This window comes from Saccharopolyspora sp. NPDC050642 (assembly GCF_040654735.1).
Taxonomy (GTDB): Bacteria; Actinomycetota; Actinomycetes; order Mycobacteriales; family Pseudonocardiaceae; genus Saccharopolyspora; species Saccharopolyspora elongata.
The window spans coordinates 90,513-104,039 of the sequence record NZ_JBFAIN010000015.1 but is presented as its reverse complement, the minus strand read 5'-3'; the positions used below and the strand labels follow the sequence as shown (position 1 = coordinate 104,039).

At 70.9% G+C, this 13,527-nt stretch carries 14 protein-coding genes; 6 read left to right on the top strand and 8 right to left on the bottom strand.

Going from position 1 to position 13,527, the window contains the following annotated elements:
- The first annotated feature begins 114 nt into the window (after window positions 1-114).
- Entirely contained in the window at window positions 115-615 is a 501-nt protein-coding gene (locus AB0H93_RS23410; RefSeq protein ID WP_358575165.1) for an Lrp/AsnC family transcriptional regulator, read from the top strand.
- 69 nt (window positions 616-684) lie between these two features.
- Here the strand turns inward: AB0H93_RS23410 and greA are convergent, their stop codons facing one another.
- On the bottom strand, window positions 685-1,173 hold the full coding sequence (greA, locus tag AB0H93_RS23405; RefSeq protein ID WP_207954845.1) for a transcription elongation factor GreA: 489 nt from the start codon (window positions 1,171-1,173) through the stop codon (window positions 685-687).
- A gap of 194 nt (window positions 1,174-1,367) precedes the next feature.
- Complete coding sequence (locus tag AB0H93_RS23400) at window positions 1,368-1,805, bottom strand: DUF4307 domain-containing protein (RefSeq protein ID WP_358575164.1); 438 nt, start codon at window positions 1,803-1,805, stop codon at window positions 1,368-1,370.
- Between the two features lie 200 nt (window positions 1,806-2,005).
- On the opposite strand from AB0H93_RS23400, the gene mca reads away from it, so the two are divergent.
- Both mca and AB0H93_RS23390 read left to right on the top strand, forming a co-directional pair.
- Complete coding sequence (mca, locus tag AB0H93_RS23395; RefSeq protein ID WP_358575163.1) at window positions 2,006-2,887, top strand: mycothiol conjugate amidase Mca; 882 nt, start codon at window positions 2,006-2,008, stop codon at window positions 2,885-2,887.
- Window positions 2,884-3,198, top strand: a complete 315-nt coding sequence (locus AB0H93_RS23390) for a hypothetical protein (RefSeq protein WP_358575162.1) — start codon at window positions 2,884-2,886, stop codon at window positions 3,196-3,198. Before mca ends, AB0H93_RS23390 begins: the two co-directional genes overlap by 4 nt.
- Window positions 3,199-3,257: 59 nt before the next feature.
- Here the strand turns inward: AB0H93_RS23390 and eccCb are convergent, their stop codons facing one another.
- The 3 genes from eccCb to AB0H93_RS23375 form a co-directional block, all read right to left on the bottom strand.
- Window positions 3,258-5,897, bottom strand: a complete 2,640-nt coding sequence (gene eccCb / locus AB0H93_RS23385) for a type VII secretion protein EccCb (RefSeq protein ID WP_358575160.1) — start codon at window positions 5,895-5,897, stop codon at window positions 3,258-3,260.
- A gap of 242 nt (window positions 5,898-6,139) precedes the next feature.
- Complete coding sequence (gene xylB / locus AB0H93_RS23380; protein ID WP_358575159.1) at window positions 6,140-7,525, bottom strand: xylulokinase; 1,386 nt, start codon at window positions 7,523-7,525, stop codon at window positions 6,140-6,142.
- Between the two features lie 67 nt (window positions 7,526-7,592).
- Entirely contained in the window at window positions 7,593-7,736 is a 144-nt protein-coding gene (locus AB0H93_RS23375; protein WP_358575158.1) for a hypothetical protein, read from the bottom strand.
- 270 nt (window positions 7,737-8,006) lie between these two features.
- On the opposite strand from AB0H93_RS23375, the gene AB0H93_RS23370 reads away from it, so the two are divergent.
- Window positions 8,007-10,031, top strand: a complete 2,025-nt coding sequence (locus AB0H93_RS23370) for a thioredoxin domain-containing protein (RefSeq protein WP_358575157.1) — start codon at window positions 8,007-8,009, stop codon at window positions 10,029-10,031.
- A gap of 221 nt (window positions 10,032-10,252) precedes the next feature.
- Window positions 10,253-10,846, top strand: a complete 594-nt coding sequence (locus tag AB0H93_RS23365) for a hypothetical protein (protein ID WP_358575156.1) — start codon at window positions 10,253-10,255, stop codon at window positions 10,844-10,846.
- 81 nt (window positions 10,847-10,927) lie between these two features.
- Here AB0H93_RS23365 and AB0H93_RS23360 read toward each other — a convergent pair whose 3' ends face one another.
- Entirely contained in the window at window positions 10,928-11,605 is a 678-nt protein-coding gene (locus AB0H93_RS23360; RefSeq protein ID WP_328592445.1) for a hemolysin III family protein, read from the bottom strand.
- 176 nt (window positions 11,606-11,781) lie between these two features.
- Here AB0H93_RS23360 and AB0H93_RS23355 point away from each other — a divergent pair, with 176 nt between their 5' ends.
- Window positions 11,782-12,558 carry an isoprenyl transferase gene (locus tag AB0H93_RS23355; protein WP_132483056.1) on the top strand — a complete coding sequence of 259 codons (777 nt, stop codon included), beginning with the start codon at window positions 11,782-11,784 and terminating at the stop codon, window positions 12,556-12,558.
- Window positions 12,559-12,622: 64 nt separating this feature from the next.
- Here AB0H93_RS23355 and AB0H93_RS23350 read toward each other — a convergent pair whose 3' ends face one another.
- Entirely contained in the window at window positions 12,623-12,868 is a 246-nt protein-coding gene (locus AB0H93_RS23350; protein WP_358575154.1) for a hypothetical protein, read from the bottom strand.
- Window positions 12,869-13,179: 311 nt separating this feature from the next.
- Window positions 13,180-13,425 carry a hypothetical protein gene (locus AB0H93_RS23345; protein ID WP_358575153.1) on the bottom strand — a complete coding sequence of 82 codons (246 nt, stop codon included), beginning with the start codon at window positions 13,423-13,425 and terminating at the stop codon, window positions 13,180-13,182.
- Window positions 13,426-13,527: the final 102 nt, after the last annotated feature.

Here is a 13,527-nt window from a genome sequence, read left to right as displayed (position 1 = left end):
AGCGTGCGCTGGGCAGGTCATCCTGAGCAACACTCGTTGATTTCGCTGCGCAACCTGTTCAGTATTCAAGCCGAACCGCTGGCTGGATTGGTCAACCTGAACAAGGGGTGTGACATGGCTCCCAATGCCGAGGGTCTGGACGCGTTGGACGCCAGGCTGCTGCTGTTGCTGTCCGACGAACCCCGCCTCGGGGTGCTGGAGTGCTCGCGGCGGCTCGGCGTGGCGCGCGGCACCGTGCAGGCGCGGATGGATCGGCTGGTGCAGCGCGGAGTCCTGCTGGGCTTCCCGCCGGAGCTCGACCTGGCGGCGATGGGCTACGGCCTGACGGCCTTCGCGGTGCTGGAGATCGCCCAGGGGCACCGGGGCCTGGTGGCGGATCAGCTGGGGGCGATCGACGAGGTGTGCGAGGTGCACGCGACGACGGGGCAGGGGGACCTGTTCGTGCGGATGGTCGCGCGCTCCAACGCCGACCTGCAGCGGGTCATCGACGAGATCGTCGGAGTGGCCGGGGTGCGGCGCACCTCGACCTCGATCGCCCTGTCCACGCCGGTCGCGCCGCGCGTCCGCCCACTGCTGGAGCGGCTGGCCGCCGAGGACGACCGGCCGGAGGCCTGAGGCCCGGCGGGCGAAAAACCGCGGGCGCCCCCTGGATCGGGGACGCCCGCGGTCGGAGTCGGTTCGAGCTCAGCCGGCGAAGGGCTCGGCCTTGACCAGGGTCACCGACATGGTGCCGCCGTTGGGGAGCTCGTACTCCCGGGTCTCGCCCTCCTTGGCGTCCAGCAGCGCGCGGCCCAGCGGCGAGTTCGGGGAGTAGACCTCCAGCTCGCCGTGCGCACCCTCCTCGCGGGTGGCCAACAGGAACTTCTCGGTCTCGTCCTCGCCGTCGTAGCGGACCGTCAGCACCGAGCCGGGCCGGGCGATGCCGGACTCGGTGGGCACGTCGCCGACCTTGGCGGTGCGCAGCAGTTCCTGCAGCTGGCGGATGCGGGCCTCGATCTGCCCCTGCTCCTCGCGGGCCGCGTGGTAGCCGCCGTTCTCCCGCAGGTCGCCTTCCTCGCGGGCCTCGTTGATCTTCGCGGCGATCGCCGGGCGGTTGGCCACGAGCTCGTCCAGCTCTCCCTTGAGCCGGTCGTAAGCATCCTGGGTCAGCCAGGTCACCTGGGTCTCGCTCACGGTCACCACTCCTCGTCGACTGCGGCCCGCGTTTCCCCACGGGCGAATTGCATTTCCGCGCCTTTGATTTCTCGGCCATTGGCCAAGTAACGGAAAAACACGGCCCGCGCGGGACCGTGCTGAAGTCGACAATAGCACGAAGCAACACACCCCGGGGCGGGATTTTCCCTGCACCCGGCGTGGTACGCCGGTGTTCACCCAGTTGGCCGTAGGTGGGTGGACAAATATTCAGGAACGTTGTAAGTGCAGCCGTACACCTCCCCCGTGCCCGCTGGGGCGGAGGTCCGCAGCACAGTCTCCTGTCTGGTGGTGCCGTCCGCAGGTTGGATCAGAACTTCTTTGCGACCGACTTCCACGCCGGATTTGGCGCGGGCGCGCACCACGCAGTCGGCGGGCCGCTGCGGCTCGTCGCGCTGCACTTCGAGCACGATGCGCACGGAGTGGTCGTCGATCGTTTCGAAGGCGATCTGCTTGCCTTCGATCGGCGCGCTGCCGAGGTTGCGGTAGCCCACGATCGCCACGCCCACCAGGGCGACCAGCACGACCGAGATCAGCGCCCAGCGGAGGGCCGGGCGCGGGCGCGTGCGAGCACGCGATCCGTACCGGTCCTGCGGGATCTGCTGGTTCGTCACCGGGGCTGGACGGCCTTTCGACTTCGGGCTTCGCCACCGCCCGCGGACGGGTGATGCGGGGGCTGGCGCCGAGCAAGTCGGACCCACCGGGAACAATGGGACCCGACATCCACGTTAAGTATCCCTGGGGTGTCCCGCGGCCTGTCAGCGGGGCCGTGTTCATGAGAGATGCTTGCAAAGCAGGAGGGGATTACCCGGCGATGGCGGACAAGCTGCGGCTGATGACGGTGCACGCGCACCCGGATGACGAGTCCAGCAAGGGTGCCGCGACGACCGCGCGTTACGTGGCCGATGGGCACGAAGTGATGGTTGTCACCTGCACCGGCGGTGAAGCGGGCAGCATCCTCAACCCGGCCATGGACCGGCCGGAGATCGTCGAGAACCTGACGGAGGTCCGCCGCGCGGAGATGGCCGAGGCGGCCAAGATCCTCGGCGTGCAGCACCGGTGGCTCGGCTTCGTCGACTCCGGGCTGCCGGAGGGCGACCCGCTGCCTCCGCTGCCGGACGGCGTCTTCGCGACCGTGCCGATGGAGGTCTCGACCCGCGAGCTGGTCAAGGTGGTGCGGGAGTTCCGCCCGCACGTCGTGATCACCTACGACGAGAACGGCGGCTACCCGCACCCGGACCACATCCGGTGCCACGAGATCTCGGTGGCGGCGTTCGACGCGGCCGGTGACCCCGACCTGTACCAGGACGCGGGCGAGCCGTGGCAGCCGCTGAAGCTGTACTACTCGCACGGCTTCTCCCGCAAGCGCATGCAGCTGTTCCACGAGGCGCTGCTGGCCAGGGGCATGGAGTCCCCGTACGGCGAGTGGCTGGCCAAGTGGGACTCGACCCGCCCCGATCCGGACGAGCGGGTCACCACGCGGGTCGAGTGCGGCGAGTACTTCGAGCAGCGCGACGACGCGCTGCGCGCCCACGCGACCCAGATCGACCCGACCAGCCGCTGGTTCGCTGTCCCGCTCGACATCCAGCGCGAGCTGTGGCCGACCGAGGACTACGAACTGGTGCGCTCGCTGGTCGATACCACGTTGCCGGAGGACGACCTGTTCTCCGGTGTGCAGGAGAAGGTATGCGCATGAGTGCCACGGAAGCGGTCACCTACGTGCTCGCGCAGACGCCCGTCCCCGTGACGCCGGACCCGGGCGGCCAGGGCGAGGACTTCGGCAAGTCCTCCCCGGTGGGGCTGGTGCTGCTGGTGGTGTTCGCCATCGCGGTGGTGTTCCTGATCCGCTCGATGACCAAGCACCTGAAGAAGGTGCCGGTGGTCTTCGACGAGCAGAAGGCCGCGGCGGCGGCCCCGGCGAGGGTGAAGCGAGCCGAAGCGGAGCCGGCGGAAGAACCCGAAGCCGGGCAGGGCGAGGCGAAGCCGGGCAAGGGCGAAGCCTCCTAGCGAGGCGAAGCAGGAGCGGGGCCATCCGGAGTGCCGGATGGCCCCGCTCGCTTTCCGGGTCAGGTTTCCAGCGGATGCGGGATCCAGGCCACGCGGAGCGCGATCTGCTGGTACTGCTGGTCGATCCGGGCGGTGAGCACCGCTTCGCCCGGCTCGCGGGGTTGATCGCCGCGCTCGCCCTTGAGGCTGGCCGGGCAGAGCGCGTCCTTGAGGACCAGCTTGGTCGCGCTGTTCGAGGCGAACGGGATGATCGTGTCGCTGTTGGTGTAGCGGTGGCCTTCGCACGCCAGGACCAGGTGCAGGCCGATCTCAGCGGCGTAGGGCAGCAGCTCCGACATCCCGCAGAGCTTGGCCAGTTCGCCGGTGAACAGGTCGTAGTCGTCGATGACGACGAACGCCTCCGGTCCGGACCAGTCCGGCTTCCCGGTGGCCGGGTCGGGCAGCCGCTTGCGCAGCGCGGCCACCGTGTCCCTGAGCGCGGACTCGGCTTCCTTCGGCGAGCGGATGTAGGCCAGCAGCAGGTCGTCCAGGTCCGTCAGGTGGTATTCGCGGCGGAAGTCGATGCACAGCACCATCGCCTGCTCTTTGGTGTAGGCATTGGAGATGCCGCGGAGCACCGTGCGAACCGCCGTGCTCCGCCCGGACTTCTCGCCGCCCATGATCAGCAGGTGGTGCTCGGCGCTGTTGGCCACCGAGCAGTGCACCGGCCTGCCGCTGCTGTCGAGGCCGAGCGGGATGGTGCCCGGTTCGGCGCTGGGGAGCTCGTCGTAGCCGACGATGGCGGGTAGTCGGCGAAGCTGTGGAGGTCGGTAACCGAACCAGGAATCGTCGATGCGCTTGACGAGCTCGCGGGTCTTCGCGTCGATGTCCTCCGGCAGGGGCTCGTCGGAACAGGCCGGTAGTTCGTCGCCCAGCACCGGGATGTTGATCGCGCAGCGGAGTCCGCTGCGGAGTCCGCAGCCGGGCTTGTCCGGCGGGACGGAGTCGGCGTGCTCGGGGGAGATCAGCGAGTCCCGCGGGTCCGCCAGCCGCAGCTCGATGCGGCCGCCCGCGAGGTCGCGCAGCTCGCGGGGCAGGTCGTCCCAGCGGTTGGCGGTGACGACCACGTGGATGGCGTAGGACAGGCCGCGCCGGGCGAGGCGCAGGACCCGATCGGCGAGGCCGGGGTGCTGGTGCACTTCGGGCCAGCCGTCGACGACGAGGAAGTGGTCGGTCGCGGCCTCGCCGAGCGGCTCTTCGCGGCGGCGCCGGCGGAACTCGTCGGCCGAGTCGACGCCGTGCTGCGCGAAGGACTTCTCCCGCTTGGCGAGCAGCGTTTCGAGTTCCTCGACGGCAAGTGCCACGAAGTCCGAGTCGTGGCTGGCGGTCACCACCCTGGTGTGCGGCAGGTCGCGCAGCGAGGCCAGACCGCCGCCGCCGAAGTCCAGGCAGCGGAAGCGGACTTCGGCCGGGGTGTGGGTGAGAGCCAAGGTCAGCAGGGTCGTTCGCACGGCGGTCGACTTGCCGCTGCGCGGGCGGCCGACGATCGCGAGGTTGCCATCCGAGCCGGCGAAGTCCAGCAGCAGCGGCTCGTGCCGGTGGTGGAAGGGGTTGTCGAGCACGCCGACCGGAACGCTCAGCGAAGTTTCCGGCTTGGCGTTGAAGCCCCGGTCCTCGGTGGCCTTCAGCGGCAGGTCGATTCCGGCCGGGGGTTCGCCCGGCGGCGGCAGGATGAGCTGCCGGGCCGGTGGGCCCTGGCCCCGGATCCGCTCGGCGAAGATCTGGGGAATCGTCTGGAAGTAGTCGCTCTGGGGCGTCCCGTGCGGCAGGTCGGTGTAGGCGGCGCGGAAGCGGAGCGGCTCCTGGCGCGGACGAGCCAGGTGTCCGTGGCCCGGGGAATCGGGCAGTTCGCGAGCGCGGCCGATGAGCTTGACCGCGTCCGCTTCGCTGGTCCGCAGCACGATGCGGGTCGAGGTTGCGCCCGCGAGCTCCGGGAGCTGCTCCGTCGAGGTCGCGGTGTAGACCAGCTTGATCCCCGAGCGCCGGTGGCGGACCAGCCGGTCGATGGTCGCCGCGAACCCGGGGCGGTCGCGCAGGACACCGGGCAGGTCGTCGATCGCGACCAGCAGCATCGGCATAGGCTCGGCATCGGACTCCGGCTGGAGGCGTTGGTAATCGGCGAAGTTCCCGACGTCCAACCGGTTGAACTGCTCGACCTGCCAGGCGAGCAGGCCGGCCAGCGCCTCGTCGAACCGCCGGCCGGTGAGGTCGTTCGAGCGCATCGGTTCGGCGAGCGCAGTGTGCGGGATCGGGTAGAGCGAGCGCCAGACCTGGTCGTCGTGCTCTCGGCTGATGCAGGCGAAGTTGACCGCGGCCGAGGAGTGCGTAGCGGCCAACCCGAACAGGATCGTGCGCAACAGCTCGGACTTCCCGGACCCGGCGGAGCCGAAAACGCCGACGCCGCTGCCGGTTTCCTTGAAGTCCAGGTGCACCGGCCGACCGTGGTCGTCAACGCCGATGGCGACCCGGAAGCGATCCTCGGAGCCGCGAGGCTGCCAGGCCTGGTCGAGCTTGGCCTGGGCCGGATCGCCGAATCCGACGAGGTCGAACAGGTTGATCGGTTCCTCGGTCTTCGCCGAGGTGCGGAGCACCTGCGTCGCTTCGGCGTTCGGAGCCGGCGGCGCGACCGGTCGCGGAGCGGGCGGCGGAGGCGGCGGCATGGGAGGCCGACCGGCGGGAGGGCCGGGCGGCATGCCGGGGTGCGGCGGCGGCATGGGGCGGTGAGGCGGCTGGAACGGCGGATGCCCTGGCTGCAAAGGAAACTCCCCCTGATCGATCACCTGCGCGCAAAGGCACCGTATCCGACTGGGCGACCGTCCTCGGCCGGACGAGCGGCTTCGCCATGACGTCGTGAGCGTTCATTCCGGTGAGAACCGGAATGAACGCTCACGAGCATTCCCGGTCAGGCGCCGTGGACCTGGGTGAATGCGGCGGTGTGCCGGTCTCGGATGCGGGCTCCCGCTTCCGGGTCGGTGACGTCGAGTTCCGCCGTTCCAGGTAGCAGCCACTCGGGCGGTTCCGGCGTTCCCGCCAGCGCCCATGCCGCCTGGCGGGCCGCGCCTCGGGCGACGTACTCCGCCGGTGCGGGCACCGTCACCGGCACGCCGAAGATCAGCGGCGCCGCAACCTGCACCGCCCGCGACTGGGCCGCGCCGCCGATGAGCAGCACCCTGCCCACCTCGACGCCGTCCGCGCGCAGCGCGTTGACGCCGGCCGCAAGCCCGCACAGCATTCCCTCCACTGCGGCCCGCGCGAGGTTCTCCAGTGTCATGTTGTCCCGCCGGAGCCCGGTGAGAGTTCCGGCGGCGTCCGGGAGGAACGGCGTGCGCTCGCCGTCCAGGTACGGCAGCAGCGCAAGGCCGCCCGCACCGGGCTCGGCCCGGCGCGCCAGCTCGTCGAACTCGGTCATCTCGACACCGAGCATCGCCGCCGTCGCGGTGAGCACCCGGGCCGCGTTGAGGGTGCACACCAGCGGCAGAAAACCGCCCGTCGCGTCGGCGAATCCGGCGATCTGGCCGGTCGGGTCCGCGCTCGGCCGATCCGCCCGGGCGAACACCGTGCCGCTCGTGCCCAGCGACACCACGACGTCGCCGGGCCTGACGTCCAGGCCCAGCGCGGCGCCCATGTTGTCGCCCGTTCCGGCCGACACCAGCTTGCCGTCCCGGGTGTGCCCGGCTGCTTCCGCCGGGCCGAGGACCCGCGGCGTTCGGGGCGTCCGGCCGCCGAAAGCGGTGGCCAGCACGTCCTCCCGGTAGCGGCCTTCGCGGGGCGACCAGTAGCCGGTGCCGGACGCGTCGCCGCGGTCGGTGACGAACTCGCCGGTCAGCCGCCAGGTCAGCCAGTCGTGCGGCAGCAGCACGTCGGTCACCCGGTCGGCCAGGTGCGGCTCGTGCTCGGCCAGCCACCGCAGCTTGCTGGCGGTGAAGCTGGCGACCGGCACCGAGCCGATCGCCTCCGCGCACGCCTGCGGCCCGCCGAGCTCCTCGGTCAGGTCGATCGCGGCCTGCGCGGAGCGGTTGTCGTTCCACAGCAGGGCGGGCCGCACCGGCACGCCCTGCTCGTCCAGCGCCACCATGCCGTGTTGCTGGGCCGCGATGCCGATGGCTGCGACGTCGTCGAGGAGGCCATCGGAAGCCTCGGCCAGCGCTCGCCGCCAGTCCTCCGGGTCGGCGACCGTGCCGTCCGGGTGCGGCGCGCGGCCCTCCCGCAGCACCGTTCCGGTGTCGGCGTCGCAGACCACGACCTTGGTGGACTGGGTGGAGGAGTCGATTCCGGCGACCAGGTTCATCGCGCCGCTCCCAGGTTGTCCACAGTGGAATTCCTTGCTCGCATCGTTTCCTCGGATGGTTCTGCCGTCACGGCGGGGGCATCGACACGAGCCGCACCTCGGTGCCGGAGGCGCGGATCGTGGCGAGTTCGTGCTCGGGCGTGGCGTCGTCGGTGGCGACGAGATGTCGCGGTGCAGTGGTCGAGCAGCGCAGGCAGGACGTACACGTCATCGAGCACGGCGCGGCCCGACGGCCGCACGGTTCCCATCGCTACTCCGGCGGGCGGGCGACGGCATCCACCGTGGTCTCGTCGCGCGTTCGCACAGCGCCGAGGCGCATGGTCGTCATCCGCCGCTCCTCAAGATCCGCGAGTGGCCGTAAGTATTAGCAGAGATGCCGTCGGTTGTAACACGTTTTGTGAGAAATCGGCGAGGTCGCGGCCGGGGCGTCCGCAGGGCGGGGCTGGGTGCGCCCGGTTCGGCGAAGTGGGAGGCTGGGCGCATGGCGAACCGGCTTGCGAACGCGACCAGCCCCTACTTGCTCCAGCACGCCGACAACCCGGTCGACTGGTGGCCCTGGTCGCCCGAGGCGTCCGCCGAGGCGCGGCGGCGGGACGTGCCGGTGCTGCTGTCCGTCGGCTACGCCGCCTGCCACTGGTGCCACGTGATGGCGCACGAGTCGTTCGAGGACCCGGAGATCGCGCGGGTGATGAACGAGCACTTCGTGAACATCAAGGTGGACCGCGAGGAACGGCCGGACATCGACGCGGTCTACATGGAGGCCACCCAGGCGATGACCGGGCAGGGCGGCTGGCCGATGACCTGCTTCCTCACCCCGGAAGGCGAACCCTTCCACTGCGGCACCTACTACCCGACGGCGCCCATGGGCGGCATGCCGTCGTTCGGCCAGCTGCTGGACGCCGTGGCGCAGGCATGGGAAGGCCGCGGCGAAGAGGTCCGGAAGGCCGCCGCCCGGGTGGTGGAGCAGCTGGCCGCGCAGCGCGCGCCGCTGCCGGAGTCCATTTTGGACGAAGAGGTGCTGGCCGGATCGGTCTCCCGGCTGCACGCGGAATTCGACGCGGCCCACGGCGGATTCGGCGGCGCGCCGAAGTTCCCGCCGTCGATGGTGCTGGAGTTCCTGCTGCGCCACCACGAACGGGTCGGCGTGCCGGACGGCGAGAACGCCGCGCTGGAACTGGCCGAAGCGACCTGCTCGGCGATGGCCCGCGGCGGCATCTACGACCAGCTGGCGGGCGGCTTCGCCCGCTACAGCGTCGACGCCGCGTGGGTGGTGCCGCACTTCGAGAAGATGTTGTACGACAACGCCTTGCTGCTCCGCGTGTACGCGCACCTCGCCAGGATCGGCAGCCCGCTCGGCGAGCGGGTCGCCCGCGAGACGGCCGAGTTCCTGCTGCACGACCTGCGAACGCCGGAAGGCGGCTTCGCGGCATCGCTGGACGCCGACACCGAAGGCGTCGAAGGGCTCACCTACGTGTGGACGCCGGACCAGCTGCGCGAGGTGCTCGGGCCGGTGGACGGGGACTGGGCGGCGGAGCTGTTCGAGGTGACCGAGACGGGCACCTTCGAGAACGGCGCATCGACGCTGCAGCTCAAGCAGGACCCGGACGACCACGCCCGCTGGCGCCGGGTGCGCGACAGCCTCCGCGAAGCGCGCGACCGGCGCCCGCAGCCGGGCAAGGACGACAAGGTCGTCACCGCCTGGAACGGCATGGCGATCACGGCGCTCGCCGAGGCCGCGGCGGCGCTCGACGAGCCGAGCTGGGTCGAGGCGGCGGCGCAGGCGGCGGATCTGCTGCTGGAGCGGCACTTCATCGACGGCAGGTTGCGGCGCACGTCCCGCGACGGCGTGGTCGGAACGGCCGCGGGGGTGCTGGAGGACTACGGCTGCTTCGCCGACGGGCTCCTCGCGCTGCACCAGGCGACCGCCGAGCCGCGATGGCTCGATGCGGCGTGCGAACTGCTGGACACGGCCCTGCAGCAGTTCGCCGACGCCGACCACCCGGGCATGTTCCACGACACGGCGGCCGACGCCGAGTCCCTCGTCCGGCGCCCCTCCGATCCCACCGACAACGCCAGCCCCTCCGGGGCCTCGGCGCTCGCCTCGGCCCTGCTCGCCGCTGCCGCGCTCGCCGGCGCGGACGCCGCCGGGCGCTACCGCGCGGCGGCGGAGCAGGCGCTCGGCCGCGCCGGGCTCCTCGCGCAGCGCGCTCCCCGCTTCGCGGGTCACTGGCTCAGCGTCGCCGAGGCTCGCGCACACGGCCCGCTGCAGGTCGCGGTGGTCGGCGAAGCCGACGACGCCGACCGCGCGGCGCTGATCGCCGCGGCGCGACGGCACGCCCCGGGCGGAGCCGTGGCGCTGGCGGGGGAGCCGGAGGCGACCCGGGTGCCGCTGCTGGCGGAGCGGCCGCTGGTCGGCGGAGCCGCGGCGGCGTACGTGTGCCGGGGCTACGTGTGCGACCGCCCGGTGACGACGACCGAGGACCTCGTCGATTCCCTCACCCGCTGAGCCATCGCGCCTGGCAGAAAGGCCGCGAACGGCCCGTTCACCTCGATGGATGAGGTGAACGGGCCGTTCGCTCGAGCCACCCGAAGCCGCCGCGCGCTGACCGGCCTGTTCGCTCCGTCCGCCTGCCCGCGGAAGGGTGCCCGGGTTTCGCCGCGAGCCGAACGACGGCCCTACCCACCTGCAATGTAAGCGTGTAATCCTGTAATCGGGAGGTGGGAGTCATGCATTCGAGATTCGGACGAACGGCTCGCGGCCGAGGCAGGGGCGGGCCGCCGTGGGCGGGCGGTGGCCGGCGCAGCGAGCCGCCGACCGCCGCCGACGCCACGGCGTGGTTCACCGGGCGGCTGCCCGAGGGTTGGTTCGCCGGCGGCCCGGCGGTCACCGTCGATCGCGAGGAGATCCTGGTGGTCGGCGAACTGCCGCCGGTGGACGGCGAGTTCGCCGACGACGCCGAGCGCGCCGCAGCGGAGAGCGGGCGGATCGCCCGGTTCCGCGAGGAGACCCGCGAAGAGCGGATCGAGATCGCCCGCCAGGCGGAGCACCGCTACGGGCGCAAGGTCGCCTGGGGCGCCAGCCTCGGCGGCACCGAGGAACTGTTCACCACGCTGTCCGTGCCGGTGATGACCAGGCTGCACCAGCCCGAGCGGATGGTGCTGGACACGCTGGTGGACGCCGGGGTCGCCCGGTCCCGGTCCGAGGCGCTGGCCTGGGCGGTGCGGCTGGTCGGCAGGCACACCGAGGACTGGCTGGGCGAATTGCGCGAGGCCCTGTCCAAGGTCGACGAGCTGCGCAACCGCGGCCCCGAGAGCGGCTGAGCAAGCGAAAGGGCCCGTGCGCACTTCGTGCTGCCATAGCGGCACGAAGTGCGCACGGGCCCTGACCTGGTGGAACGCGCGTCAGGCGTAGAGTGCGAGCCAGATCGCGATGTGGTGGCAGATCGCCGCCAGCGACACCGCCGAGTGGAAGAACTCGTGGTAGCCGAAGGTCTTCGGCCACGGGTCGGGCCACCGGGTCGCGTAGAAGATCGCGCCCGCCGTGTACATCAGCCCGCCGGCGATCAGCAGCACCAACGCCGCCACCCCGGCGTTCTGCAGCAGGTCGGGGAACACGAACACGGCGACCCAGCCGAGCGCGATGTAGACCGGCACGCCGACCCAGCGCGGCGCGTTGGGCCAGGCGAGCTTCAAGATCACGCCGCCCAGCGCCCCGCCCCAGACGACGGCGAGCACCACCGCGCCCGTCGTGGGCTGCATGGCCACCATCGCGAACGGGGTGTAGGTGCCCGCGATGAACAGGAAGATCATCGAGTGGTCGAGCCGCCGCATCCAGGTGCGCGCGCCGATCGTCTTCCAGGTCTTGCGGTGGTAGAGGGCGCTGACGCCGAACAGCCCCAGCACGGTCGCGACGTAGATGGAGGTGCCCACCGCGGCGGCGGCCGACACGGTCGAAGCGGCGAGGGCGATCAGCGTGGCACCGGCGGCGACGGACACCACCAGCGACCAGAAGTGGATCCAGCCGCGCATCCGCGGCTTGACGAATGCCGTCGGGCGGCGAGCGGTGAGGGCGCTAGTCACACCTCGAGGTTACGGGACCGTAGGTTCGGTGCGGAGACCTCGCACCCGCCCCTGTGATCGGAAGTGTCCAACGGCACTCGAAGGCGGGGTGTCGCGCATCCCGTCCGTGACCTGCGCGGCACGCTGAGCTGAGGTGGAGGCCACGGCCCGCCGGCATCCGCGTAGGCTCATCGGGCGTGGCGCTCAAGGTTCGGTTGAAAGAACTCATCTACGACGTCTACGAGCGGCGGCTGCGCCGCAAGCTCGACGGGGTGGAACACCCCAGGCACGTCGGCGTCATCCTGGACGGCAACCGCAGATGGGCCAAGGAAGCCGGCCTGGACGCCGCACACGGACACCGCGCCGGCGCCCGCAAGATCGCCGAACTGCTCGGCTGGTGCGATGAGGCCGAGGTCGAGGTCGTCACGCTGTGGCTGCTGTCCACCGACAACCTCAACCGCACGTCCGAAGAGCTGAACGCGCTGATGGAGATCATCGCCGGGGTGGTGGACGAGCTCACCGACCCGGCCACCCCGTGGCGGGTGCGGATCGTCGGCGCCCTCGACGTGCTGCCCACCGAGACCGCCGCCCGGCTGTCCGCGGCCGCCCTGCGGACCAAGGGCCGCACGGGCATGCAGGTCAACGTGGCGGTCGGCTACGGCGGGCGCCGGGAGATCGCCGACGCGGTTCGCAAGCTGCTGCAGCAGCACGCCGAAGCGGGCACCACGATCGAAGAGCTCGCCGAGGTGCTCACCGTCGACCACATCGCCGAGCACCTCTACACGTCCGGGCAACCCGACCCCGACCTGCTGATCCGCACGTCGGGGGAGCAGCGGCTGTCCGGCTTCATGCTGTGGCAGTCCGCGCACTCCGAGTTCTGGTTCACGGAGGCGTACTGGCCCGCCTTCCGCCGCGTCGACTTCACCCGCGCGCTCCGCGACTACGCGGTCCGGCACCGCCGCTTGGGCCGCTGACCCCGGGACGGCGAAAGGGCCAGGTCTCGCAGGACCTGGCCCTCCCGACGCGATTCGCCCTGGGTCAGTGGCCCTTGGGGTGGTCGACGATCGGGGCGTTGACGCAGTTGTTCAGCTGCGGCGACAGGATCGGCACGACGGCGCCTGCCACGGCGACGTTGTTCCCGCAGGCCTGGACCGGCAGGACGCTGACGTTGTTGTCGTTCAGGATGTTGATGCCGTCGTTGTCCGCGCTGTCGGCGTTGGCAACGGGGGCGAGGGCCAGCAGGCCGGCGGCGGCACCGGCGACGATCGCAGCCTTCTTCAGCACTTGGGTTCACTCTCCTTTGATTACCGCGGTATTCGGAGTTCACACCGGGGACTTCGGAAAGCCCGCGAGGTGGCCATCGAGTCTGGCGCGTTCCGGCAGAGAAGCTAACCCGGCGCGGGCCGGATTCCCAAACTCCGTAACACTATTGTGTGAACGCCAATCTCGTTTCCGCTCGTCGCGGCCCGGAATTCCGATGGCGAGCGGACTCCCGGCCCGTTTTCCGACGCGCAAAAAGGAGCGCCGGGGCAGGCCCGGCGCCCTTTTCGTCACCTAATTCCGCGTACCAGATCCAGGTGATCCGCCCCGCTGGCTCAGTAGCCCTTGGGGTGGTCGACGATCGGCGCGTTGACGCAGTTGTTCAGCTGCGGCGACAGGACCGGCACCACCGCACCGAGGACGGCGACGTTGTTGCCGCAGGCCTGAATCGGCAGGACGCTCAGGTTGTTGTCGTTCAGGATGTTGATGCCGTCGTTGTCCGCGCTGTCGGCGTAGGCGACGGGGGCCAGGGCCAGCAGGCCGGCGGCGGCACCGGCGACGATCGCTGCCTTCTTGAGCACTTGGGAACTCCTTGTTGGATGGGATGAAGAGCGCGATCGAATTCCCGGCTGCGCACCCCAATGTTCAGCCGGGGTGATGCGCTCGGCGTGAAAGGTATCCAG